The organism is Chryseobacterium angstadtii (genome assembly GCF_001045465.1).
Classification (GTDB): Bacteria; Bacteroidota; Bacteroidia; order Flavobacteriales; family Weeksellaceae; genus Chryseobacterium; species Chryseobacterium angstadtii.
Genome location: NZ_LFND01000001.1, coordinates 591,338 through 617,141, shown reverse-complemented (window position 1 = coordinate 617,141; position 25,804 = coordinate 591,338). Strand labels below are relative to the sequence as shown.

Here is a 25,804-nt window from a genome sequence, read left to right as displayed (position 1 = left end):
ATCGCAAGGTTAGACTAAGATTTTCTTTAATCTCCTTTGCTTTTTTAAGATAAACAAAGGCGCTAACGCTTATCAATGAAATACTATTTCTCTATTTATTTTTTAATTTAAGAAACCATCAAGACCATTTGCTATTCTCATAACGCCATTTTTAAACAATTGAGAATTGAAATTGATAAGCATACCTAGCTTGTAGTTTCCAAGTCTTAAATAATTTTTTAATTGTGCAGCATGAAAATTCGTCAAACTTTCAACGGATTTAATCTCTAAAACAACTTTGTTTTCAATTAATAAATCCATTTTAAAAGCATTTTCCAGCAACAGCTCTTCGTATTGGATATGCAGAGGTTTTTGTCTTTCAACTTTTACATCTGCTTTTTTAAACTCATAGAAAAGACATTCTTCATAAACGCTTTCATATAAGCCAATTCCTAATTTTCTATGAATCTTTAATCCACTTTCAAAGACAATCTTTGAAATTTCATTTTCAGTCATTTGTGTAATTTTTCGCAAATATACAGAAGTTAATTGTAGGAACTCAATTAAAAACTTGTATTACCTTCCTAAGCGTTAGCGCCTTTGTTTATCTTAAAAATAAATAGTAAGCGATAATAAATCTTAGTCTAACCTTGCGATAAAATTATACTTATCCAACACTTCCCTCTAAAGAAATCTCAAGTAACTTCTGAGCTTCAATAGCAAATTCCATCGGAAGTTTATTTAAAACTTCTTTACTGAATCCATTAACGATCAAAGCGATCGCTCTTTCCGTATCAATTCCTCTCTGGTTGCAGTAGAAGATCTGATCTTCTCCAATTTTTGAAGTAGTTGCTTCATGTTCCAGCTGGGCAGTAGGATCTTTGATTTCAATGTATGGGAAAGTATGTGCACCACATTCATTACCCATCAACAAAGAATCACACTGGGAAAAGTTTCTGGCTCCTTTGGCCGAAGGCATTACTTTTACCTGGCCTCTGTAAGAATTTTGAGACTTTCCTGCAGAAATACCTTTTGAAATAATCGTTGATTTGGTATTCTTACCAATGTGGATCATTTTTGTTCCTGTATCTGCATACTGGTGATTGTTGGTTACTGCAATAGAGTAGAACTCCCCGATAGATCCGTCACCTTTTAAGATACAAGACGGATATTTCCAGGTTACAGCAGAACCTGTTTCCACCTGTGTCCAGGAGATTTTTGCATTTCTTTCGCATAAGCCTCTTTTGGTTACGAAGTTGAAAACTCCTCCTTTCCCTTCTTCATTTCCAGGATACCAGTTTTGAACAGTTGAATATTTAATTTCAGCGTTGTCCATTGCAATCAGTTCCACCACAGCTGCGTGCAGTTGGTTTTCATCTCTTGATGGAGCTGTACACCCTTCAAGATAAGAAACGTAGCTTCCTTCATCTGCAATAACAAGAGTTCTTTCGAACTGTCCTGTTCCCGCCTGATTGATACGGAAATAAGTGGAAAGTTCCATAGGGCATTTTACTCCTTTTGGAATATAACAGAAACTTCCGTCAGAGAATACTGCGGAATTCAGTGCGGAATAGAAGTTATCTCCTCTCGGAACGACTTTTCCAAGATATTTTCTTACTAAGTCCGGATGGTTTTTAATAGCCTCAGAAATGGAGCAGAAAATAATTCCTTTTTCCATTAAAGTGTCCTGAAAAGTAGTCTTTACAGAAACAGAATCTATAACGATGTCTACAGCAACTCCTGAAAGTCTTTTCTGCTCTTCGATATTGATTCCTAATTTTGCAAAGGTTTTCAATAATTCAGGGTCTACTTCATCAAGACTATCCAGTTCCGGTTTTGCTTTGGGTGCCGCATAATAACGAATTGCCTGAAAATCAGGTTTTTCATATTTAATATTCGCCCAGGTAGGCTCCGTCATTTTCTGCCAGATTCTGAAAGATTCCAGACGCCATTCCGTCATCCATTCCGGCTCCTCTTTTTTTGCGGAGATCGCACGGACGATATCTTCATTTAATCCGGTTGGAAAATCTTCATAATCAATCTTCGTTTCCCACCCGAATTCATATTTTTTATTTTCTAGATCGACTCTTAAATCGTCTTCAGTGTATTTACTCATTGCTTTTTTTTAGATTTCAGATTGTAGACTTCAGATTTCAGACATGGGTCTGAAGTCTGATATCTAGTATCTTATGTCTTCCCTATAAAGAGAAGCTTTCTCCGCATCCGCATGTTCTGGATGCATTAGGATTGTTAAAAACAAACCCTTTACCGTTCAGTCCTCCTGAATATTCAAGAACTGTTCCTGCTAAATAGAGGATAGATTTTTTATCAACAACAATTTTTACACTGTTGTCTTCAAAAAGCTGATCAGTATCTGTTTTTTGGTTGTCGAACTTCAAAACATACTCTAAACCAGAGCATCCTCCACTTTTTACCCCCACTCTTATATAATCTTCAGCAGGGTTAAAGCCTTCTTCCGTCATCAGCTGGATGGCTTTTGCCTTTGCTTGGTCTGATACTTTTATCATTGTATTTATTTAGAATGATTTAATGATGCAAAAATACGAACTAATTTCCGCAATCTCAAATCGATGGTGTCTATTTTCATGATTTTACATGCTGACCGTGATTCGGGTGTTAAAAATGATGTAAATTATCTTTTATAAATGGGGGAATTCTGTTTTTGATTTAACTTTAGAAGATATTTTTTATCCTAATGAAACAACCACAAGGAGTTATAATGAAAAGAAAATTAATTGTCTTTTTTTTACTGATTTTGGCCACTGTTACCTATGGGCAGACCATGAGATACATCTATGACACAGCGGTAAACCCCGATTCTATTAATCTGGTTCGCATGAAACATGAAAGAACATTTCTGGATATTAAAGGAGACCGTTCCTCGTTTATCAGTGAAAATAAATTAATTAGAGATTCTTTACAGGCCTCTTTCAGGGCTGAAGATAAAGAAGATTATAAAAAAAGAGAGAAGGATCTGAAAAAGCTGGGGACCAAAAAAGATATGGAACCTGCTTTTTTTGAAAATTATATTATTAAAAGTATTTCTCAACAGAAAGTTTATTATTACGATAAAGTGGCCGGCAGAGAAATTTACTACCAGGAAGACAGGCCTCTGAAGTGGGAAATAGCAGATGCAAAAGAAAATCAGAATGGCTATTCCGTACAAAAAGCAGTCACTAATTTTGGAGGAAGGGTATGGACTGCCTGGTTCACGAAAGATATTAATATTTCCGATGGCCCTTATAAATTCTCCGGACTTCCGGGGTTGATTGTAAAGCTTGAGGATGAGAACGGCGATTATAAATTCGATCTTGTAAAAAAAATAAAAGTTCAGAATGCCTTCGAAAAACCTAGTGATCCTAATGCAAAGCAAAGTACAAGAATTGAGTTTAACGGAGATAAAGCTGCATTGCAATTAGAGGCAGGTAAGAACAGAAGACTGTCAACAGGAGCTGGAAAAGAGGGGATGGGTTTTGATGGTAGCAGACACGGTGGAATGCGGGGCGACAGAATGGGAGGAGATAGAGGAATGCCTCATGCAGGAGGTAATAACAGTACTTTCTCTGTCCCCAATGGAGGTTCCGGAGATAGCTCTCTAAGAAATAGTGAAAGTCAAAATCCAATTGAATTAAAATAAAAAATCCAAAAATGAAAAAAATAGGCATCATTGCTTTAGCGTTGTTTATGCAGCACATTTCTGCACAGAACAACAGATTTGTTTATCAGGTGACTATGAAGCCTGATGCAGAAAATAAAACAGATATTAAAACGGAAAACGCATATTTAGATATCTCCGCCGAAAAATCAATTTTTTATTCTGAAAACAGATATAAAAGAGATTCCATACTGCAGAAAGCTTTTCAGGGTGGCGGAGGAAGAGGCTCTGTAAGCCGGGAACAGATGGAAGGAGTGAGAACCAATATCAATTATTCTGTTGAAAAAGATAAATCCAGCCAGAAGACCACATTTAAGGACAGAATCGGAAGAGATATTTATTCGTACGAGGAAGACCGTCCTCTCAACTGGAAAATGTCTTCTGAAACTACCAAAATAGGTGATTATAAAGTTCAGAAAGCTACAACAGACTTCGCCGGAAGAAAATGGACTGCATGGTTTACAACAGATTTGCCTTATCAGGATGGGCCATACAAATTCGGAGGTCTTCCCGGCCTTATTGTTAAAGTAGAAGATGATAAAGGGGAATATTCTTTTGACTTGATGAAGAATTATAAAATTGGTGAAATAGCGACCTTAAACCAGTTCGGAAATACCCTGAAGGTAAAAAGAGCGGACTATCTGAAACAGCAGGAAAAATATAAAACGGATCCAATGTCCTTTATGCAGAGTGGAGGCGGTGGCGGTTTTGCCGGTACAGTGAGAGTAGGAGGCAGAGGAGGAGGAAATCAGAATCCTGCCGATATGAGAAAGAGAATGGAAGAACGGGTAAAAGAAGAGATCAAGAAAAACAGCAATCCAATAGAACTGCAATAAAAAATAAACCCCTGAAGAATTTTCTTCGGGGGTTTTTAACTGTATATAAAGAAGGTTATCTCAAAAGCTGGTTGAAAGTATCTCCCTGCTTAATATCTCCTGTATTGTAACCTTTCATAAACCATTCTTTACGCTGTGCAGATGAGCCGTGTGTAAAGCTCTCCTGGTTCACATATCCCTGAGATCTTTTCTGGATATTGTCATCACCTACAGCCTGTGCAGCATCTATGGCAGATTCTATATCGCCTGGCTCCAGAATACCTTTTGTATCATTTGTTCTTTTGGCCCATACTCCGGCATAAAAATCCGCCTGGAGTTCTGTGGCTACAGAAACCTTGTTCATCTCAGCTTCGGAATATCTTCCGCTTCTTCTTAATGCATCTACTTTTTGGGTAGTTCCGAGAAGGGTCTGCACATGATGGCCTACTTCATGAGCCAGAACGTAAGCAACTGTAAATTCCGTTACTTTGGCTCCGAATCTTTGCTGAAGTTCATTGAAAAAGCTCATATCCATATAGACTTTCTGATCTGCAGGGCAATAGAATGGTCCCATTGCAGACTGGGCTGTACCGCATCCGGATTGGGTAGTATTTTCAAAAAGAACAATCCCCGGCTTCGTATAGGTCATTCCATTTTCTTTAAAGATTTGGTCCCAGGTAATAATGTTCCATTTACCCATCATGTCAACCATGTCCCCAATTTGTTTATCCTCAGCAGTAAGTTCACGCTGCTGTCCGCTTCCGGAAGACTGAACACTTCCAGAGTTCAGAATACCCGAAGGATCACCTCCCAGGAAGAAAATAATTGCTGCTATAATTAAAGTTCCGAGCCCTCCGCCTACAACCATACCTCCGCTGCCACCAGAACCACGGCGGTCGTCTACGTTCCCGCCTCTATCGTCTGTCCATTTCATAATAAAAATTTTTGCCTTGTAAATTTAAAATAATATCATTACTAAATGACTACTTTTGTGAAAAATTACGACCCGCGTGAAAAAAATTAAACTTTGCCTTTTATCGCTTGGAATATTGGCATTTACGGCATGTAAAAAAGAAAAAGAAGATGAAGTAAACAGTGTAGATAAGTCAGGTTCTATAGAGACCGAACTTTCTGTGGAACACTTAGAAAATGCAGATGTTCTTATCACTAAACACAGAATCTGGAAGCAGAAGAATCTTTTTAAGGAAATTATTACAAAAGATACTATTCCGAGCCTTGGAGATACTCTTGTAGGAGGAGAAGATAATGATGGCAACGATCATATCGTCAAAACGAAAAAAGACTACGAATTTTTTATAACGGTTCAATAATGAAAAAGTCGAGTTCTATAAAATTACTTTTTGTAACAGGAGTACTGGCTGCCTGTTCTCAGGAAAAGCCCAAAGATAAAGGTGAAAAGAAAGTCTATATGAGGTCTGATACCACGGCATCGTATACCAGATCGCATGGCTTTCTGGCCGGAGTTCTTATGTATCACGCATTCAGACCGTACGGAGCTTACAGTTACGGGTCTTATCAAAAAGCAGGTTATTATAGTGATGCTATCAGTTCCAAATCCAATATCGGGAGAAATAATTTCAAAGGAAATGTTGTGAGAGGGGAACTGGGAAGAAGCGGTTTTAGTGCATCATCGTAGATTATGGAAAGAATTCAGTCACAATTCAGAAAAAACTGGCAGCATAAACTTGAAAACCTGGGCTTCGGGTATCACTCTCTGGATGGCCTTTACTGGGACGAAAGTCATTATTATCAGTTTAACACAGAAGAAATCAATACGATAGAAACTGCAACGGCAGAACTCTGGCAGATGTGTCTGGAAGCGGTTGATTATATTATTGAAAAAAATCTCTGGGAAAAATTTAATATTCCCGAATGGTTCCGGAATTACATTGTCACAAGCTGGGAAGAAGATCATCCATCGATCTACGGAAGATTTGATTTTGGTTTTGACGGTAAGAATTTAAAACTGTTGGAGTTCAATGCGGACACACCTACTTCGTTGTATGAAGGATCCGTTATACAATGGTATTGGCTTCAGGAGCAGTTTCCATATAAAGATCAGTTTAATTCTATTCATGAAAAACTGGTTGGGTATTGGAAGCATCTTAAAAACTATATGAATCCGCATTATGTTTATTTTGCGTCGCTTACGAATATCGAAGACGTTACGAATGTAGAATATATGCGTGACTGTGCCTCTCAGGCCGGTTTTGATACGGAGTTTATTCCCGTTCAGGATATCGGATGGGCTGATGATATTTCGGAATTTGTAGCAGGTGACCGTTCCATCATGGAATATATTTTTAAACTTTACCCTTACGAATGGATTCTTGCAGACGGTTTTGGAGAGAAGCTGGTAAAAAACGGTTTCAGATCTCAATGGATTGAGCCTGCCTGGAAAATATTACTTTCCTCAAAAGCTCTTCTGCCCGTACTTTGGGAGATGTATCCTAATCATCCTTACCTGCTTGAGTCTTATTTTGAACCTAAACATCTGAAAGATTTTGCTAAAAAACCGATCTATTCCAGAGAGGGAGCCAATGTTATCCTGTATAAAAATAACGTTCCTGTAGAGGAAAATGATGGCGTTTACGGTAAAGAAGGCTTTATTTATCAGCAGCTGTTTGATCTTCCTAATTTTAACGGAAATTATCCGTTCATAGGAAGCTGGGTAATAGGACAGGAGCCTGCAGGCATTGGGATCAGAGAAAGTGTTCATCTGATCACCAATAACCAGAGCCGTTTTGTTCCTCACCTTATCGGTTAAGCTTCTTTTCTTTTAACCAGAATGATGTTGACTGATAAGCTGAGATTGCATCGTTGACCAGTTTCTGATCAGGGGTTTTCATCAGTTTTTCATCATAATACAGTTTGAATTCAGGAGCAAGACTGCTGGATTCCAGCTGTAAGGAATATTGTTTTACTTTTTTAACAGGTGAAATGATAGTTAAATGTCCGTCTTTTACCAAACCAAGATCCTGATAAGTGGCCACATAGGCTTTAGGCTGGAATTCTTTTTTGAATACGTCCTGGCCCAGGAATTTAGATTGGTAACTGAAATTCAGCAATCCGAATAACGTTGGCATTACATCGATCTGGGACATCAGCTTATCGAATTTCTGAGGCTGAATAAAGTCTTCTGAGAAGATCATGGCCGGAATTCTGTATTTGTCCATCGGAAGTTCTGTTTTTCCGGCGCTGGAAGCACAGTGATCTGCGATGATCACAAAGACTGTATTTTTATACCAATCCTGTTTTTTAGCCATGTTGAAAAACATTCTCAGTGAATAATCTGTATATTTTACACCTCCGTCCCGGGATTTTGCCGTTCCGGGAATGTCAATTCTTCCGTCAGGATAAGTAAAAGGTCTGTGGTTGGAAACGGTCATCCAGTGGTTGAAAAACGGTTTTCCGGATTTCGCTTCCGCATTCATGGTCTGAATTGCTTTTTTAGCCATATCTTCATCGGCAACGCCCCAAACATTGGCAAATGTAATTTCTTCAGGCTTAAAATTATTTCTGTCCACAATATCATAACCGTTTCCTGCGAAAAAGTCCTGCATATTATCGAAATAGCTGTAGCCTCCGTACAGGAATTTCACATCATACCCTTTGGATTTGAATACACTTCCTGTCGTGAATTTATTTTTGTTGTCGTCTCTCTTAATGATACTTTCTCCTGCAGTAGGAGGAATACAAAGCGTAAGTGCTTCCAGGCCTCTCACCGTTCTGTTTCCGGTAGCGTAAAGATTGGTAAACATCATGGAACGGTCTGCCAAACTATCCAGGAAAGGCGTAATTTTTTTGGTACCGCCATAATGTTCCATAAAATCTGCAGATAAGCTTTCTATGGAGATCAGAACTACATTTTTCTTAATTTCCGGCTGTTCTGCCATTATATTTCTTGGTAATGAAGGATCGGAATACTGGCTGAGAAAGTTCTTTTCTGCCTGCTGCTGGGCAATCTGCGGATAAAACTGGAAATAATCCAGCTCATTGTGGGTAAATGCCCAATAAAATTTAGGAAGCCCGTTGTCTTCAATCTCATCGGCAAAAACATTGTCTGACCTGATCTCCATCAAAGAAGATATTCCTAAAAGACTTATAGCACCAAGAACCATGAAAGTTCCAAGCAATACCATTTTCTGCTTGAAATTCGGAAGTTCTAAAAGTTCGTCTTTTGTTTTTTTATAAATGAACCATGTGATGGCTAAAGTCACGATAAGGATGGCGGAGAATAGAGGTACAACGGGATAGCTTTCCATGATGTTTCCGATCACTTCGTTGGTATAGATCAGATAATCTACTGCAATAAAGTTGTAGCGTACCCCGAATTCATTGTAAAAGAAATATTCACTTACCGCATTAAAGATGATCAGAAGAACATACAACAGAAGGGTAATGAAATATAATACATTCCGGATTCCGGTTCTTTTTGAAGGGATAAAAAGCATCAGACCGAAGAGAAAAGTCTTGATCCCTACAAAGGCTAACACTATTTCAGTGACAGACCCTCCATACTGATCAAAAATATTATTGGGAACGAGAAGAATGTATAGAAAAAATGCTAGCAAAGCACCGAAAATAATATAGCCGTACGGTTTTTTATATTTGGAATCGGATAGAAACAGGAAGTAAAGAGCCAAAATGGTGCTCGCTAAAGTAAAAACAAAAATATCATTCAGCAGTCCGATAGATAAGACTCTGAGAACTTCAAAAACCCCGAAACTGGCTGTGGTGATAGGGTGGAAGAAAAATATGATTCTTACAATCAGTGAAAGGATAAGATAGAAAATGCCTAAATATAGGAATGGTTTTATTTTGTTTGGAAACATATACTTTAGGTGAGGATTAATTTCGCAAAGATAGTTTTTGTATATAACTTTCAATGAAAAAAATATAAACATCCTGTTTCTTATCAATTTTTTTGAATTATTATTGAATATTTAACTTATTCCTTTATTGGCATTAATGCAACTCTGTATATTTAAAAAGCTTTTATGCATAAAAAAGGACTATTAAAAAATAGTCCTGTATATTGTTAAAATAGGTTAAATATTAAGAGTGTCCGAAGCCAATATTTCCTTTTTTGTTGGAAAGGCTCTTTTTGAAATCAATCATTCTCAAAGCGGTTACGGCTGCTTCCACTCCTTTATTTCCAAGATCTCCGCCGCTTCTGGCAATAGACTGCTCTTTGGTGTCGTCTGTAAGTACGCAGAAAATAGTTGGTGTGTCTGTTAAGATATTACAATCTTTAATTCCCTGTGCTACAGCTGAACATACAAAATCGAAATGTGGAGTTTCCCCGCGAATTACGCATCCGATAGCGATTACTGCATCATATTTTCTTTCTTTGCAAAGCTGCATGCTTGCATAGCTCAGTTCAAATGCACCCGGAACCGGGAATAGTTTAATGTTTTCTGATTTTACACCTTCTTTTTCAAGAATCTCTAAAGCTGCATCACGAAGATTGTAAGTTACAAAATCATTCCACTCAGAAAAAACAATGCCGATAGAAAATTCTTCGGCATTGGTTATATGAAGTGGCTTGTAATCGGAAAGATTAACTGTTGCCATTTTTTAAAAGTATTTAGTCATTTCAATATAAGAATCAGACATTCCGTTATCGTAGTCCTGATATTTCTCGTCAATTGCAGAGAAGTATTTCTTAGCCTCAGCATTTTTCTTTAATCCTAATGCTACGATACCCGCTTTTCTAGTGAAATAGTATGTTGTATAAGGATCGTCAGAAGCAGTAGATGCTTTATCCAGTAAAGACAACGCTTCGTCATTTTTGTTAAGACCTGATTTTGCATCAGCCATAGCTCCATATTTCATGGCTACTAACGTTTTGTTGTCAGAAGAAAATTTATCCAAAAGATCATAAGCTTCCTGAAACTTTCCTTCTTTGAATTTTAATAGACCTGCATTATAAGCCGCAAGTTCACCAATTTTTGTACCTGAATAATCGTTAGATGTTCCAATAAAACCTGGGTTTGCAGCAGATTTTCCGCCTAATGCTTCTTTATCTTTACCTTCAGTCTGGTTTTTCTGAGCAGCAAGGAAACCTTTTACAGCTTCAATATTCTTAGGAGCTTCAATAAATTGTTTGTAACCAAAGAATCCTAAAACACCTAAAACCAATACTCCGAATACAATACCCAACTGTTTTGAATATTTTTCAAGGAATCTTTCAGTGTTTAAAGCCTCTCTGTCAAGGTCTTTAAAGAACTCAACCGTTTCTTTACCTTCTTGCTCATTCTGAGCATTCTTACCCAATTTTGCCATAAATTTTTAAAAATTGAAATGCAAATTTAATTGTTTCTGAATGATTTACAAAATACTTTGAAGTATTATTGCGAAAATGTTGTCAATTGTCGAATCTTCATCATAAAAACGCTTCCACTCTGCTCAGTGCAACATCTCTAATCCTGTTGTTTTTACCGTTTAGAAACCGTTTTACATCGAGCGGAGCCGAAGCCTTATATTTTTATTTCGGGAAATTTAATATTCGAGAATGTTATAGATCTCGGCCCCGAATTTTTTCAGTCTTTCCTCTCCTTTCAGATCTTTCAGTCCGATCAGGAAGCTAAACTGGGAAACGGTGGCTCCTTGCTTTTCTACCAGTTTGGCTGCCGCTTCGGTGGTTCCTCCTGTTGCCAGAAGATCGTCATGAATAAGAATTCTCTGTCCTTTTTTAATCTGCCCTTCGCGGGTTTCTATTTCGGCGCTTCCGTATTCCAGATCATATTGTTCTGAGATGATGGGAGGCGGAAGTTTTCCTTTTTTACGAATCAGAATAAACGGAACTTCCAGAGCTACTGCAATGGCGATTCCGAATAAATAACCACGGCTTTCTATTCCGCATACGGCATCTACTTTTCCTTTACTGAAAGCCGTAAGATCTGCAATGACTTCCTCATACAGTTTCGGATCCAGGAAAATAGGTGAAATATCCTTGAACTGAATTCCCGGAATAGGAAAGTCAGGGAAGTTTTCAATGGTTTCTTCCAGTTTTTTGATCAGTTGTTGTGAAGCCATTACGGGTTTATTTTATAGCTGGAAATTTTCCAGTCTCCGTTTACATTTTTAAGTCCGAAAGTTACTTTTAAAGAAGTTGTTTTTCCGTTCTTGTCCGTTACATCATAAGTAGCATTTACACTGGCGCCACCTACATTGGTAGCATTCGTTGTAATGTTTTTTACGCTTACGTTTTTCACTGATCCAAATCCTGAAGTAGGGTTGGAGAAAGATTCGTAGCTTCCCCAGCTTGGATTACTTGATGTATCGTATGCAGCCTTCAGATTCTGAGAGCTTACGTTGCTAAGGAATTTGCTTACTGTATTTTTCGGGTCTGCCGTCGGTTGCTTCGGTGTAGCCGGAGAAGTTGTCGTCGCGTTTGGATCTGTAGGAGTCGTCGGTGTTGCAGTAGGATTGTTTGGATCAATTACAGCATTAGGATCCTGATTTACAGCCGTTGAATCTGTTTTCGGAGCGGTAGGAACTTTTAAAGCAGCTGCATTGACATCAAGTCCTATTTTAGACATTTTGAAAGTCTTGGCAGTTGTTTTTACAGAAACGGTAATATCAATTTTGCTGTCTACTACTTTTGCAGCAGGAATGGAAGAGAATTTTAAATTGAATCCTTTAAAATTATTATCCTGCATAAGGTTTTTAGCGGTTGCCAGTTTTACACCGTTGCTGAATACTTCCAGCGTAGCTTCAAGACCTGCTCCTGTAAATGAAACAGGGTTTCCTGCGGCATCTACAAGTCTTGGAACGATCTGGATGGCTGTAGGAGCTCCGGTTCCGTCATCTCCTGTAGGTCTTGTAACAATGCTCAGGGAGCTTGCTTTTACATCGTTGGCATCTGTTTCTTTGGCTTTATCGTCTCCGAAGATGTTCATTTCTCCAAGAGAAGGAGGCGAAGTACTGGCCCATTCAATTCCGTTTTTCTGAGCCACTTCATCTGCCAGAGTCAGAATTTCAGGGACTTTTTTTCCATCGATAAGCTTTCCAAGTGCTTTAAGTTCTTCTACATCACCATCAGCTTCTACTCCGAAGGTCTTCAGAATATAAAGCGCTTCGTTGAACTTGATTTGTTTAATTGTTGAAAGGCTGGAAGTCATATCATTGATACTGGACTGCAGCGTTTTAGTATTCGTAGCATCTACATGGTCTTTCTTGCATGCTGTAAAAAGCAACAAGCTGAGAACAAGTAGAAAAGAAAACTTTTTCATTTTATTTCGTTTGTTGCAAATTTAGTAAAACCTTTAATAATAGTAAGTTTTTATTTTTGTTTTGTGTTTTTGAGTTCTTAATGCGGGTATTCTGAAAGGTTTACTCAGAGAATGATGTTGATTACGAGATTGTTGCATGTAAATGTGGAAGGGAGATGGAAGTTGTAAAATATTGTTTTCTAATGGAGAGCCGTGTCAAGGTTTTAAACCTTGACACGGCTGCTTTTCTGTGGAACTATTTTCGGTTTCAATAGTTTCCTTCTTCCATCTTCAAACTTCCTTCTGTTTATTTTTTAATTTCCTGCTCTTTCAGATCGCCTTTGAAGAAGGAACTGAAAATAGTCTGCATATTGGGAAAAGAAGGATCTTCCCAGTATTTTGTGATGTAGTTGCTGTAATCTTTGTTGAATTTTACTTTTTCAATATCGTTGTCGTTATTGAAGCTCAGTTCTGTAGGATAAAAGTTATTGTAAAGAATAATCTGGTTGTAATTGGGTTCACTTTTATGTTTAAGTTTTACAAAAGCTACTTCGTTGTATTCAAGGAAATCTTTGAGGCTTTTTTCTGATGCTTTTTCGAAAGACATGTTCAGAATAGTTCTGATATCAAAAAAACGGAATCCGAACAGGGAAAACTCTTTTTCCTGAAGGGCTGCTCCGGTTACTTCTATCTGGTCTTTGTGATCTCCTTTCAATTCTTTGATGGTATTTCTTTTTGTTTTGTATTCTTCAGGATTTCCTACATTTTTAAGCTTAGGAATCTGTAAAGAATTACCATAATCCCAAGATGAAGTTTCCTTCTTTTCATCTTTGGCGTTTACCAGCCTGAATACCCTGTATTGTTCAACGTTGGCACTTTTCAGTTTTTTGGTTTTATTGTCAAAAATGTAAGTAGCTATTCCGTCTGCATAACTATTCAGCTTACCGTTCACCGTAACGTAGGCATTAAAATTTCCTTTAATGAAAATATATTTCGCAGGTTTTGAATTTTTAATGACGATGGTTTCTATTTCCTTTACCTGATCGTTGATTGTAATGATATCCTGATTGAGCTCTGCATAGGTGAGGGTAGCTACGGAAAAGTTGTTATAAATCAGCTGGAACTTTTCCTGGTCAGGAGATATGGACTGCTTACTAATTTTACCGTCAATATCGGAAAAGGCTAGGATACTTCCATCTTTTCCAAAAACGGATACTTTGGACAGCGGTTTATGGGTTCGTTCAGAAATAAAAGTAATGCTTTGTGCATGGGCAATGTTTAGTATTAAAACAAAGAAAAATAAAAAAATATTTCTTTTCATAGCTGTTTTGGATTTAATAGTTAAACTAAAATCAGGTTCTGATATTAAGACAACCAAAACTGAAAAAGGTTGCACGAAATTTTTATTTTTTTGATGTAGCGCACAAAAAAAGACTGATCATTACAATCAGTCTTTTTTATTTTATCTCTGTTACAAGTCCTTAGAAAGGATACTCATAAATTTCAGATTCGTGAAGGTAAGGGTTACCTGTAGGGATCAGTTTCAGTTTAGATAATGCAGTCAATACTGTAAACATAAATAATCCAACTACAAAAAGGATAGAACCTAATACTAATACGAATACTTCAGGAGTTTTCCAGTATGGACCTACCGTTCCCGGCATTACCATGTTGAAGTAGTCTAAGATGTGTCCTAAAATAACCACTACAGCCATAACAGTTACTACTTTGTAGTTTCTCTTGATGCTGCTGCTCACCAATACCAATAGTGGTAATAGGAAGTTAACAATCAGCATTGGAAGGAACGTTGGAGAGTAGTGCTGGAATCTTCCGAAGAAGTAGTTCACCTCTTCCGGAACGTTGGCATACCAATAAAGCATGAACTGAGCGAACCATGTATACGTCCAAAGCATACTTGTAGCGAAAAGGAATACTCCTAAATCGTGTAAGTGGTTGTCATTGAACTGAGGTAAGAATCCGTTTTTCTTTAAGTAAACACTTAAAAGGATAATCACAGCGATTCCACTTGAAAGGCAGCTTACCATTGAATACCAGATGTACATGGTAGAGTACCAGTGAGGGTCAATAGACATCAACCAGTCCCAAGCCCATGCTGCAGAAGCAAATCCAAAGAATACGATATATCCTACCGCCCATCTGTAAAGGAACTGATATTCTACTTTTGATTTAGTTTCATCTACTTTCTTAGACTGAGCTTTCAGTTTCCAAGCGAAGAATGAAGCACCTGCTACGTAAATGATCGTTCTGATCGCGTAGAAAGGAATATTTAAGAATCTTTTCTTTTCGAATAGGATCACATCGAAATGCGCAGATTCAGGATCTGTCAATTCAGGATCCATCCAGTGGAATAAATGACCATTGTGAGTGATGTTCAATATCATCATAATAATCAAAATAGCACCACCATATGGGATATAAGAAGCAATAGCTTCCATTACTCTTGTAATAATGATAGGCCAACCTGCGTGTGCAGCGTGCTGAATACAGTAGAAGAACAATACAGCACAACTCACTCCAAAGAAAAATACCGCTACGAAGTGTAGAGATGCCAATGGCTGGTTGTGAACCTGAAGTTCTGCGTGCTCTAAGTGAGCTGCATGATCCTGAGGCCCTACCATTTCACTTGAGTGCATAGGTGCAGTATGACCGGAAGCATGAACAGCCTCCATCATGTGCTCTATTTTTTCAGTGGTCAGTCCTTTGTTCATAAAGAAACCTATAGCAAATAGAACTAAACCTACAACAAGAAGGATTATAGAAGTTGATTTTAATTTTGGTGAAAAACTATACATTTCTTTTCTTATTTTTTAGTTTCGGTAGTAGTCTCTGTTGCTGCTGCGGCTGGTGTAGCTGCTGCCGTTGTAGCTGCTGCTGCAGGTGCTGCTGCTTTTTTGAAAGCGCTCATCACATACATTGCTACTCTCCATCTGTCACCTGCACTAAGCTGGCCAGCATAAGATCCCATTGCGTTTCTACCGTTAGTTAATACATAATGAACAGATCCTACAGTAATTTCTCTGTCTGCATAGTTTGGAACTCCGGAATAAGCACCGCTCTGAACGATTGGCCCTTGTCCGTCTCCACCTACACCATGACATGCAGAACATGTACGCTCAAATAAGAATTTACCTCTCTCGATATCTTTCGCTGCATTGGCAGGATTCAAAGGAGAACCTGCGATCTTTTTAGAAGCTTCGTAACCCGCGTTGTATTCGTCTACATTTTTAGGAAGAAGACTTTCTTCGAAAACTCCGTCTTTATTCTGAGCAACTGAACCTTCTACTGGAGCAAGACCTGTTGCAAAACTATTTTTAACGAATGCAGGGATTTCATTTTCATGATCTGAATAGGCATCCTGAGCTTTCATCAATGGATCGTAAGCTACGGGGAAGTACATATCCGGGAAATATACTAATGGTGTATTTTCTTTTGGTCCGCAAGAGTTAAGTAAAACTGTTGTTAAACCTAAAACTGCTGTAATTTTTAATACATTCTTTTTCATTTTAAGCGTCTTTAACAGTTATTTCTTCAACTCCAGTTTCAATAAGCAACTGTTTTACAGACTCTACGTCTTCAGTTACAAATTCCATCATGAATTTATCATCGGTTGTTCTTGGATCCGGGTTCTGAGCAGGAGCTCCAGGATACATTTTATTTCTTACTAAGAAAGTCAAAGACATCATATGAGCGGCACAGAATACCATTAATTCGAACATTGGAACTACGAATGCAGGCATGTTGTGTGCCCAGTCGAAAGCTGGTTTACCACCAATATTTTGAGGCCAGTCATGATTCATTACATACCATGTTACAGTAGCACCAATGGTAACTCCGTAAAGAGCATAGCAGAATGCGGCATCAGAAATTCTGGTTTTCTTTAAACCTAGAGCTTTGTCAAGTCCGTGAACCGGAAACGGAGTATATACTTCGTTGATTGCGATTCCTTTATCGTTGAATGCTTTAACGCCGTTCATTAAATCGTCGTCGTCAGCATAAAGTCCGTATACAATTTTAGTGGTGCTCATCTCCTTCTTTTGCTTTATAAGTTTCACCTGAGATTTTCAGAATCGATTTTAATTCAGCCTGTGCAATTACAGGGAATGTTCTTGCGTATAATAAGAATAATACAGAGAAGAATCCGATTGTTCCTAAATATACACCCACATCAATGATCGTTGGTTTAAACATAGTCCAAGATCCTGGTAAGTAGTCTCTGGAAAGGTTGATAACGATGATATCAAAACGCTCAAACCACATACCGATGTTGATGATCAATGCAACGATGAATGTCCAGATAATGTTCGTTCTCGCTTTTTTGAACCAGAAAGAAGCAGGAACCACAAGGTTACAGATGATCAATGACCAGAATGCCCACCAGTAAGGTCCTACTGCAGCACCCGGTGAAAGGTATGTAAAGTCTTCAAATCTTGATCCGGAATACCATCCGATGAAATATTCAGTAGCATAAGCTACAGTTACCATACCACCAGTAAGAACGATTACGATGTTCATAATTTCGATATGATACATTGTGATGTATTCTTCTAAGTGACATACTTTTCTAGCAATTAACAATAGTGTTTGTACCATTGCGAATCCTGAGAAGATCGCACCCGCTACGAAGTAAGGAGGGTAGATTGTAGAGTGCCATCCTTTAATAACTGAAGTTGCGAAGTCAAATGATACCGTAGTGTGTACCGAGAATACAAGTGGAGTTGCCAAACCTGCAAGAACCAAAGAAAGTTCTTCGAATCTCTGCCAGTGTTTTGCTTTACCACCCCATCCGAATGCTAGGAATGTATAAATTTTCTTAGTCCAAGGAGTTTTAGCTCTATCTCTGATCATTGCAAAGTCAGGGATAAGTCCCATGAACCAGAATACTGTTGATACTGAGAAATACGTTGAGATAGCAAATACGTCCCAAAGTAGAGGAGAGTTGAAGTTCCCCCAAAGAGAACCGAACTGGTTAGGTAATGGGAATACCCAGTATCCTACCCAAACTCTACCCATGTGGATTACAGGGAAGATGGCTGCCTGTACAACCGCAAAGATCGTCATCGCCTCTGCAGATCTGTTTACAGACATTCTCCAACGCTGTCTAAATAATAATAATACTGCGGAGATAAGTGTTCCGGCGTGACCGATACCTACCCACCATACGAAGTTGGTAATATCCCAACCCCAGTTAATAGTTCTGTTAAGCCCCCATGCTCCAATACCTGTTCCGATAGTATAAGCGATACAGCCGAATCCGTATAGAAATAGAACTAAGGCTGCGTATAGTGAAATCCACCATAATTTACCTGCTCTTTCTTCGATAGGTCGTGCAATATCTTCTGTGATATCGTGATAAGTTTTGTGACCAATAATTAGAGGTTCCCTTATCGGAGCTTCGTAATGTCCTGACATTTTTTACCTATTTATTATTTAAACTTTATTTTTCTACTCTGTTTCTTACTTTAGTGTGATAGAACACGTTTGGTTTTGTTCCGATCTCTTCCAGTAAATAATATCTTCTGTTGCTAGAATACAATTCTCTCACTTCAGATTCTTTGTCATTCATGTCTCCGAACGTCATTGCTCCGGTAGAACAAGCAGCAGCACAAGCACAAGAATTCTTGAATTCAGTATCTGTTACTTTTCTGTTCTCTCTCTTAGCCGCTAAAATAGTAGCCTGAGTTTCCTGGATACACATTGAACATTTCTCCATCACCCCTCTTGTTCTTACAACTACGTCAGGGTTTAGTACCATTCTTCCAAGATCGTTATTCATGTTGAAATCGAACTTGTCATTTAAGTTATATGTAAACCAGTTGAAACGTCTTACTTTGTACGGACAGTTGTTTGCACAATATCTGGTACCGATACATCTGTTGTAAGCCATGTGGTTCTGACCTTGCTTACCGTGTGAAGTAGCCGCTACCGGACATACAGTTTCACAAGGAGCGTGGTTACAGTGCTGGCACATTACAGGCTGGAAGATTACATCAGGATTGTCTGCAGGGTGATTTAAAGCACCTCCGTCTCCGAATGCCGTACCGTACAATTCAGGTACTGCCATTCCTTCTTTCAATCCTTCGTATACTTCTACTTTTTGTCTTGAAGAGTAGTAACGGTCAATTCTTAACCAATACATATCTCTGGACATTCTGATCTCTTCTTTACCTACTACAGGAACGTTGTTTTCTGCCTGGCAAGCAATGATACATGCTCCACAACCAGTACAAGAGTTTAAGTCGATTGATAAGTTGAAGTGTGGTCCGTCCGTATCATCGAAAGCATCCCAAAGGTCAATCTTTCTTGCTGGAAGAGCTCCACTGATCGTGTGATATTCCAAAGGCTTGTTCCATCCTTTATGTTCGTCATCGAAAGGTACGTTGATGAATTCAGCTAAAGGAACTTCCTTAGCAATTTCGTAACGTCCCATTAGAGTATTCTGAAGCTGGATTCCTGCGAATTCATGATCTTCTCCGGTTTTTTCAATCTTAACTCCTGAAAGAGTAAGGTTTGAACCGTCAAATAATGGATAAGCATTTACCCCTGTATCAGCTGTAGTTCCTGAGTCTTTTTTACCATATCCAAGCGCCAGACCTACAGATCCTTCTGCCTGTCCCGGTTGAATAAATACAGGAACGTCTTTTATTGTTACTCCGTTTACAGTAAGGTTTACGATAGAACCGTCCAGCTGCATTCTTGCATTAAGGTCGTTGTCTATGGCAAATTTTTCTGCGTCTTTTGGAGAAATCGTCAGATAGTTATCCCAAGACATTCTTGTGATAGGATCCGGTAATTCCTGAAGCCACGGGTTGTTGGCCTGAGTACCGTCACCCATTGAAGACTTGGTATACAATACTAATTCTAATTCAGAAGGCTTGAAGTTTCCTAATTCAGCAATAGCCTGAGCAGCATTTCCTCCTGAGTAAGATAATGCAGTTGCATTATTGGAAGTCGTGATACCGTTATATAAAGCTTTGTTGAAAGAAGTAGCGCCTAAGATAGATGCCGCGCTTCCTTTTAGATAATCGTAGTAATTGTTAGCAGCATTGTTCTTACCATTTTTCCAAACCAATAGAGATTCTTCAATCTGTCTTGATTTGTAGATCTTCTGGATCGTAGGCTGCATTAATGAATATACTCCTGTCTGAGGCTCAATATCTCCCCAAGACTCCAACCAGTTGGCTACCGGAATTACAGCTTTCGCTGCTTTGTACATTTCATTTTTCTTATCAGCTACCGCTACTACACAAGCAACTTTTGCTAAAGATTTTTTGAAATCTTCTCCTTTTGGATGAGAGTAGATAGGGTCTACATTGTTTGCGATCAATACGCCAACCTGACCTGCATTTATCCATCCTAAGAATTCCTGGTATCTTGCTTTATCAAATTCTTTAAGGAAGTTAGCTTTACCTGTGAAAGCAACTGAACCTAATTTTTGGTTGATTAAGTGTGCTAAAACCTGAGCTCCTTTAGAACTGTCAGCTAAAACAACAGCTTTGCTGCCTTTCGCTTTAAGTTCGTTTGCAATTTCAGCGGCGGTCTTATCAGAAGTACCACCTCCTACGATTGCATTGTAAACTTCAACTAAAGTCTTGTTTACAGCACTTGGTTTTAATCTGTATCTTGAGTCAGCATTAGCTCCTGTTAAAGACATATTGGCTTCCACCTGGATGTGTCTCAACATGTTTGGACCTGGCTTTCTTGCTGCTGCATAAGATGTTTCTAAGCTTGCTCCGTTGTAATCTCCTAAGAAATCAGCCTGGAAAGAAACTACCAATTCTGAACCTTTAAGGTCGTAAACCGGTAATGCTCTCTGTCCGAACACTTCCTGAGCTGCATCTAAAGCTGCAGAGTGAGGATAAGCATCGTAAGTTACCAGTTCAGCGGTAGGATATTTAGCTTTGAATTCAGCAAATAGCTTTTTGAAAGTAGGGGAAGGGAAAGAGTGTGACAAAAGCACAATCTTTTTACCCGCTGCACTTGCATCTGCCAGACCTTTAAGAACAAAACTGTCTACTTTATCGAAAGTCTCATCTTTACCGTCCAGTTTAGGCTGCTTTACTTTATCATTATCATAAAGAGAAAGTACACTTGCCTGAGCTCTTGCATTGGTTGTTCCTAAATCACCAGCTGCCGGGTTCGGATCAATTTTGATAGGCCTACCTTCACGGGTCTTTACTAAAACACTGGCAAAGTCGAAACCATCAAAATATGTTGAAGCGTAATAATTTGGAACTCCTGGAATAATATCATGTGGCTTTACCACATAAGGAATCGTTTTGATTACCGGAGCTTCACAGGCAGCCAATGTTACGGCTGCTGTAGAGAATCCTAATATTTTTAAGAAATCTCTTCTTGAAGTACTGGATCCGTTCTGTTCAGCATCTCCAAGGAAATCTTCTACCGGAATTTCTTCCTGAAACTCTTTCTGAGCCAGCTTATTATTTAAAGCCGGATCTTTAAGTTCATGAATACTTCTAAATTGTATTTTGTTTGAAGCCATTTATACTTCTAATTTTTTAGTTATTAATAATGACATTTACCACACTCAAGACCTCCAATTGCATCTACTGTGATTTTACCGCCATCCTGAGGATATTGTTTTTTCAACTTGTCGTGTAGATTCTTGAAGTATTCTTTATTATAACCGTTGTTCATATCAACCTCAGTAGTTCTGTGGCATTCGATACACCATCCCATTGTAAAGTCGTTAGCCATTTGAACAACATTCATTGTGTCAATCTTACCGTGACAAGCCTTACATACAACATCAATTTTGTTGTTTGGATTCTTTTTGTTGAAAGAATTGATGATAGCCTGCTCACCTGCTACTACGTGCTGAGAGTGGTTGAAGTATACGAAGTCTGGCATATTGTGGATTCTGGTCCATTCAACCGGTTGTGTTTTTCCAGTGTACTGCTGTTTTGCAGGATCCCATCCTGTAGCGGCATAGATCTTCTGGATCTCACCATCGTAGAATGCTTTATCTTTTCCTGGCTCCATGTAATGCTTGGCGTTGTATTCAGAAATTGTTCTGTGACAGTTCATACAAACGTTCATAGAAGGAATCTCAGATACTTTACCATATTTAGCACTGGAGTGACATAGCTGACAGTCGATTTTCTGTTCTCCAGCGTGAATTTTGTGAGAGAAGTAGATAGGCTGTTCAGGCTTATATCCTTTGTAAACCCCGATCCACATGATCCAGTTCCAAACACCATAAGCGGCAAGAAGAGCAAGGATACCCAATACTGCTTTACCTACATAGTGGTATTTTTCATAGATTTCGCTGAAAGATTTAACTCTTGTCTCATTAAGTCCTGCTAAGTCTTCGGATTGACCTAATTTTACTAATTGTCTTAGTTTAATTAAGATCCAAACCAATAAAGCAGCAATGGCAAGAAGTGAAATGATGACAACACTTGTAGTAGTCTTGTCTGCTGGTGCAGCTGCTGCTGCATCCGTAGCCGTACCTGCAGTAGCAGCCGGTTCCGGCTCAGGAGCAGGCGGATTAGTTGTGAATGCTAAAATGTCGTCGATATCCTTATCTGTAAGATTTGGAAAGACCTGCATTTCAGTCTTATTGTATTTTTCAAAAATTTCATTGGCGTATTTGTCCCCAGAAGCTCTCAGAGCTTTGTTGTCTTTGATCCACTTGTGAAGCCAATCTTTGTCTACACCGCCCTCTGTCTTTACACGTTCTACAACACCCTTTAGAGGTGGTCCTATTACCTGTTTGTCCAGCGCGTGACATGCAGTACAATTCGCTTTGAAAAGTTTCTCTCCGTTTTTAGGATCGCCGTCTTGCCCGTAAATTGAAGCACTTGTCGATAGCAATAAGCCTATTGCGATCAACGTTTGTTTATAATGCTTTCTCCAACTAATCATTTAAATTATCTTATGTTAGTAAAATATTGAACCAATCAATTCCGCAAAAATAATATTTTTAACAGGAATTTAACGGTATATGGAAAAGGGAAAATATCATTTCCGTTTAATTTGTATTGATTCTAAATAGCGTTGTTTGGTATAATTTTTTAATTTTAATAGATTTGCAGAAACAAGTTTAAATGAGAAATTTAATCAAAATATTTTCAATCGTATCTTTATTTGGGTTTTATAGTGTTGAAGCCCAACAGGTTGTTCAGAGAGATACTTTGTCCGGTACCGAGCTTATTATGACGATGGATTCCAAAGTAAACGCTGCTTTGGAAGGAATTGAAGATAAATGTTCCAAAACAACAGGAGGTAATATCGTAAGGGAAAATAATACAGACAGCGGAATTGTTACTCCTACGAAGCCGCCAAAGATTTACGTACCGAGCAGAGAGCTGAGCAATGCGGAAATATGCCGTAAAAACCCTAGAATTCTAGGATTTAAGATTCAGATTACAACGGTAAAAAGCAATGAAGAAGCCAATGAGGTGAAAGCTTACTTCAGAAAAAGATTCCCTAATTTAAAAGTGGAAACGGATGCTTCTTTAAGGCCAAACTACAAAATTCTTGCGGGAAGTTACTTTACGAAGCAGAGTGCATCATCGGATCTTTCGAAAATAAGAGAATACTTTAAATCGGCCATCGCCGTACAGTACAGAATTTTCTGTTCCGAAGCAAAATAAAAAATAGCAAACTAGAATATATAGCCGGGATTTTTTCCGGCTTTTTTATTGGTAATAAGTCTCTAAAAATTGGAAAAAATCAGACATTCTGAAAAGATTGTTGGTAAGGAGAAAAGCGAGCATAATCCCCATTATAACCGTTAAAAAAGATATAGTTCGCGGCTCTGATCTGTAGGCATAAAACAACCATCCCAAAAGCAGCGGATACACGAAAACAAAATGTCCTCCGTAGATGTAAGATGTGTGCAATCCGAATCGCATGATGCAGTGAATTACAATGTCAATTACAAAGGAGATAACCAGAATCTGGACCAGTTTATTTCTGAAATTTTTAAAATAACTCCATAAAATCAATACCAGCAATACAATCACAAAAGCATAGCAAAACGCTGATGAATAAGGCTCCATTAAAAGACCTTTGAAATCAAACCCTTTCATATTGTGTTTGTCCGTAGTCATGAAGCTTGGAAACAGAATACTTCCTCCGAAAAAATAGGAAAGGATCATATCCCAGTCAGGAATAGATTCTACATTGGAAAACTTTTCGTACTGCTGATTGGTTTTTGAAAAGATGTTCTGGTATTTGAAATCAATTCTCAGTAAATAAAGAAATGCAAAACATACTGTTGCAAGAATCACACGGAAAACGGCATTCCCGAATTTCTTCCAGCTTCTGAAAAGATCTTTTTCAAACAATATCGGAATGAAAACCTTCACAATATTGGTGATGGTAAGCCCTCCGATTGTAATTCCGGCAAGCGTAAGAGCAGATCCGGGTATTTTTTCTTCTTTCCTCAGTTTTATGGCGGCGTAATAATTATAAATACTCAGCAGCAGAAGGGTATAAGTGAAATTTTCCGGAGTGAAAGAAAGAATGATGCTTGTAGAAAAAAGGCCAAAGAAAAGAATCAATATCAGACTGATGGCAAGCGGAAGCCGGATGATGTTTTTCAGGTATTTGAAGATCTGAACCATACACAGACTTATGGCTGTATTGCTTAGCCAGGCAAGGGTAAGTCTGAACGAAGCGTCCATTTTTCCTCCTGAAATCATAAGAGAAAATTCCCTGATCCAGTTGAAAAAATAGTAAGCCAACGGATGTCGCTCAAAACTTCCACCCGTCATTACAATAGCTTTGTTGTCAAAACTGAAATAAGCATCCCAGGGAATTCTGCTGTCAAAAATAATCCGGTAATGAAGCGCAATATAAGTGCCTAATGTTCCGTAGCAGATCAGGAAAAACAGAAATACGGCCAGTTCTGTGTATGAAGAGGGGAATATCTGTTTTAAGAGATGAATGAGTTTTGTTTTGATAAAAGACACCTTTCAGTTTTTTTGCAAAAATAAAATAAAAAAACTCACCATGTCCGGTGAGTTTTAAAGATTATGGTGATGTGATTATTCCTTAATTACTTTTCTGGTAGATGTGCTTCCGTCAGCAAAGTTAATTTTCACCAGATAAGTTCCTTTTGAAAGGTGAGAAATATCTGCTTTGTCCGATTCATTCTCGAATAAGGATTTTCCGCTCATATCAAAAACGGTGGTCGATTTGATCTTTTTGTCAGTTTTGATATTAATTTCTCCCTTCGTAGGGTTAGGGTAGATGTCCGCACTGATTTTAGCTTTGGCGCCCACTTCGTTCGTAGCAAGTGAAGGAGCTCCTAAAACCTGAATGTCATCTATAGAAACGGCATCCGCATCATTGGCTACATACTGGAATCTGATCTTCACGTTGGTCTGTCCAATGTATGTTGTAAGGCTTTTTTGTACAGCTACTGTATTATAATTATCTGTGTTGTTACTGCCATCACCATCATCAGTAAAGCCAGGTTCCGTATCTTCATTCCAGAGCGTGGTCCATGTTGTTCCACCATCAGTTGATATCTGAGCTAATAGGTTTCCTGCATTTAGGTTGATCATATATGCCCAGCCTACTTTCACCTTGAATTTAAGAACAGGTGCTGTTGCGCCGGCTAGTGAAAATGCAGGGCTTACCAACGATGCATCATTACTTTGTGCGATATAGTCTACTCCGGCAGATTTTGTACCTGAAATAAGGAAGCCTGAAGTACTTGTAGGAAATGAGCTGGTAAGCTGCCAAGGTCTGGTAGTTACTGTTTGAGTTCTGGTCCATCCAGTAGAAGGAAATGTTGCACCTTCAAAATTCTCAGAAAGTAATGTCTGCGCATTTACATTCGATGCTGTAATTCCAAGCAATAAGCTTAGAGAAAGGAGAGCTTTTTTCATAGTAATATTTTTTTTCTAAAAATAGTGAAAAAATCACATAATGGTACAAAAGATTCAATAAAATTAAGAAAATAGTGTGATTTATCTGTCAATTGGCATGTGGGAATGTAGAGTGTTTAGTTGTGTCGTTTTAGGTATACAACCTATTTACAACCTATTTTTGGGGACAATTTCCATAAGGATTTTGTAAAGAACTTATAACTGATTGGA

24 protein-coding genes are annotated in these 25,804 nt (G+C 38.4%); 6 read left to right on the top strand and 18 right to left on the bottom strand.

The features are described 5' to 3' along the window. Positions 1-102: 102 nt before the first annotated feature. The 3 genes from ACM46_RS02640 to ACM46_RS02630 all read right to left on the bottom strand — a co-directional run bounded on the left by ACM46_RS02640 (position 103) and on the right by ACM46_RS02630 (position 2,507). Positions 103-495: a GxxExxY protein gene (locus ACM46_RS02640; RefSeq protein ID WP_048505052.1), complete on the bottom strand. Its 393-nt coding sequence runs from the start codon at positions 493-495 to the stop codon at positions 103-105. 151 nt (positions 496-646) lie between these two features. After that, entirely contained in the window at positions 647-2,095 is a 1,449-nt protein-coding gene (gene sufB / locus ACM46_RS02635) for a Fe-S cluster assembly protein SufB (RefSeq protein ID WP_048505051.1), read from the bottom strand. 82 nt (positions 2,096-2,177) lie between these two features. Beyond that, a complete protein-coding gene (locus ACM46_RS02630; protein WP_048505050.1) occupies positions 2,178-2,507 on the bottom strand; it encodes a HesB/IscA family protein in 330 nt (109 codons plus the stop codon). A 212-nt stretch (positions 2,508-2,719) separates the two neighbouring features. On the opposite strand from ACM46_RS02630, the gene ACM46_RS02625 reads away from it, so the two are divergent. Further along, positions 2,720-3,637 (top strand): GLPGLI family protein, encoded by a 918-nt coding sequence (locus tag ACM46_RS02625; RefSeq protein WP_048505049.1) that lies wholly within the window; start codon positions 2,720-2,722, stop codon positions 3,635-3,637. Between the two features lie 11 nt (positions 3,638-3,648). Beyond that, a complete protein-coding gene (locus ACM46_RS02620) occupies positions 3,649-4,491 on the top strand; it encodes a GLPGLI family protein (RefSeq protein WP_048505048.1) in 843 nt (280 codons plus the stop codon). A 55-nt stretch (positions 4,492-4,546) separates the two neighbouring features. Here ACM46_RS02620 and ypfJ read toward each other — a convergent pair whose 3' ends face one another. Further along, entirely contained in the window at positions 4,547-5,404 is an 858-nt protein-coding gene (gene ypfJ, locus ACM46_RS02615; RefSeq protein WP_048505047.1) for a KPN_02809 family neutral zinc metallopeptidase, read from the bottom strand. Between the two features lie 76 nt (positions 5,405-5,480). Between ypfJ and ACM46_RS02610 the strand changes: the two genes are divergently transcribed. From ACM46_RS02610 to ACM46_RS02600, 3 genes are read left to right on the top strand one after another with little or no spacing between them, the layout of a single operon-like run. Beyond that, a complete protein-coding gene (locus ACM46_RS02610; protein ID WP_131707528.1) occupies positions 5,481-5,801 on the top strand; it encodes a hypothetical protein in 321 nt (106 codons plus the stop codon). Beyond that, on the top strand, positions 5,801-6,127 hold the full coding sequence (locus ACM46_RS02605; protein ID WP_048505045.1) for a hypothetical protein: 327 nt from the start codon (positions 5,801-5,803) through the stop codon (positions 6,125-6,127). Before ACM46_RS02610 ends, ACM46_RS02605 begins: the two co-directional genes overlap by 1 nt. A 3-nt stretch (positions 6,128-6,130) precedes the next feature. After that, entirely contained in the window at positions 6,131-7,258 is a 1,128-nt protein-coding gene (locus tag ACM46_RS02600; RefSeq protein ID WP_173426461.1) for a glutathionylspermidine synthase family protein, read from the top strand. On the opposite strand, the gene ACM46_RS02595 is transcribed toward ACM46_RS02600, so the two are convergent. The 12 genes from ACM46_RS02595 to ACM46_RS02540 all read right to left on the bottom strand — a co-directional run bounded on the left by ACM46_RS02595 (position 7,248) and on the right by ACM46_RS02540 (position 22,616). Then, on the bottom strand, positions 7,248-9,326 hold the full coding sequence (locus tag ACM46_RS02595) for an LTA synthase family protein (RefSeq protein WP_048505044.1): 2,079 nt from the start codon (positions 9,324-9,326) through the stop codon (positions 7,248-7,250). The genes ACM46_RS02600 and ACM46_RS02595 overlap by 11 nt on opposite strands. 223 nt (positions 9,327-9,549) lie before the next feature. Beyond that, positions 9,550-10,068: a 6,7-dimethyl-8-ribityllumazine synthase gene (gene ribH, locus ACM46_RS02590; protein ID WP_048505043.1), complete on the bottom strand. Its 519-nt coding sequence runs from the start codon at positions 10,066-10,068 to the stop codon at positions 9,550-9,552. 3 nt (positions 10,069-10,071) lie between these two features. Beyond that, positions 10,072-10,779 (bottom strand): YfgM family protein, encoded by a 708-nt coding sequence (locus ACM46_RS02585; protein WP_048505042.1) that lies wholly within the window; start codon positions 10,777-10,779, stop codon positions 10,072-10,074. A 216-nt stretch (positions 10,780-10,995) separates the two neighbouring features. Next, entirely contained in the window at positions 10,996-11,532 is a 537-nt protein-coding gene (locus ACM46_RS02580; RefSeq protein ID WP_048505041.1) for an adenine phosphoribosyltransferase, read from the bottom strand. After that, the gene (locus ACM46_RS02575; protein WP_048505040.1) at positions 11,532-12,731 is read right to left on the bottom strand and encodes an NTF2-like N-terminal transpeptidase; all 1,200 of its coding nucleotides are present in this window, start codon (positions 12,729-12,731) and stop codon (positions 11,532-11,534) included. The genes ACM46_RS02580 and ACM46_RS02575 overlap by 1 nt, the downstream gene beginning before the upstream one ends. Positions 12,732-13,017: 286 nt before the next feature. Further along, positions 13,018-14,031, bottom strand: a complete 1,014-nt coding sequence (locus ACM46_RS02570) for a hypothetical protein (RefSeq protein WP_048505039.1) — start codon at positions 14,029-14,031, stop codon at positions 13,018-13,020. A 160-nt stretch (positions 14,032-14,191) separates the two neighbouring features. Next, positions 14,192-15,523: a hypothetical protein gene (locus ACM46_RS02565; protein ID WP_048505038.1), complete on the bottom strand. Its 1,332-nt coding sequence runs from the start codon at positions 15,521-15,523 to the stop codon at positions 14,192-14,194. 8 nt (positions 15,524-15,531) lie between these two features. After that, positions 15,532-16,233, bottom strand: a complete 702-nt coding sequence (locus ACM46_RS02560; protein ID WP_048505037.1) for a c-type cytochrome — start codon at positions 16,231-16,233, stop codon at positions 15,532-15,534. A 1-nt stretch (position 16,234) separates the two neighbouring features. Next, positions 16,235-16,756: a DUF3341 domain-containing protein gene (locus tag ACM46_RS02555; RefSeq protein WP_048505036.1), complete on the bottom strand. Its 522-nt coding sequence runs from the start codon at positions 16,754-16,756 to the stop codon at positions 16,235-16,237. After that, positions 16,743-18,140, bottom strand: a complete 1,398-nt coding sequence (nrfD, locus tag ACM46_RS02550; protein WP_048505035.1) for an NrfD/PsrC family molybdoenzyme membrane anchor subunit — start codon at positions 18,138-18,140, stop codon at positions 16,743-16,745. Before nrfD ends, ACM46_RS02555 begins: the two co-directional genes overlap by 14 nt. Before the next feature lie 25 nt (positions 18,141-18,165). Then, on the bottom strand, positions 18,166-21,231 hold the full coding sequence (locus ACM46_RS02545) for a TAT-variant-translocated molybdopterin oxidoreductase (protein ID WP_048505034.1): 3,066 nt from the start codon (positions 21,229-21,231) through the stop codon (positions 18,166-18,168). Positions 21,232-21,254: 23 nt separating this feature from the next. Then, positions 21,255-22,616, bottom strand: a complete 1,362-nt coding sequence (locus tag ACM46_RS02540) for a c-type cytochrome (RefSeq protein ID WP_048505033.1) — start codon at positions 22,614-22,616, stop codon at positions 21,255-21,257. A gap of 182 nt (positions 22,617-22,798) precedes the next feature. Here ACM46_RS02540 and ACM46_RS02535 point away from each other — a divergent pair, with 182 nt between their 5' ends. After that, entirely contained in the window at positions 22,799-23,347 is a 549-nt protein-coding gene (locus tag ACM46_RS02535; protein WP_048505032.1) for an SPOR domain-containing protein, read from the top strand. Between the two features lie 45 nt (positions 23,348-23,392). On the opposite strand, the gene ACM46_RS02530 is transcribed toward ACM46_RS02535, so the two are convergent. Together ACM46_RS02530 and ACM46_RS02525 are read right to left on the bottom strand one after the other, a co-directional pair. Then, a complete protein-coding gene (locus ACM46_RS02530) occupies positions 23,393-24,670 on the bottom strand; it encodes a DUF6080 domain-containing protein (RefSeq protein ID WP_241485956.1) in 1,278 nt (425 codons plus the stop codon). Between the two features lie 75 nt (positions 24,671-24,745). Continuing rightward, complete coding sequence (locus ACM46_RS02525) at positions 24,746-25,594, bottom strand: T9SS type A sorting domain-containing protein (RefSeq protein ID WP_048505031.1); 849 nt, start codon at positions 25,592-25,594, stop codon at positions 24,746-24,748. Positions 25,595-25,804 lie beyond the last annotated feature (210 nt).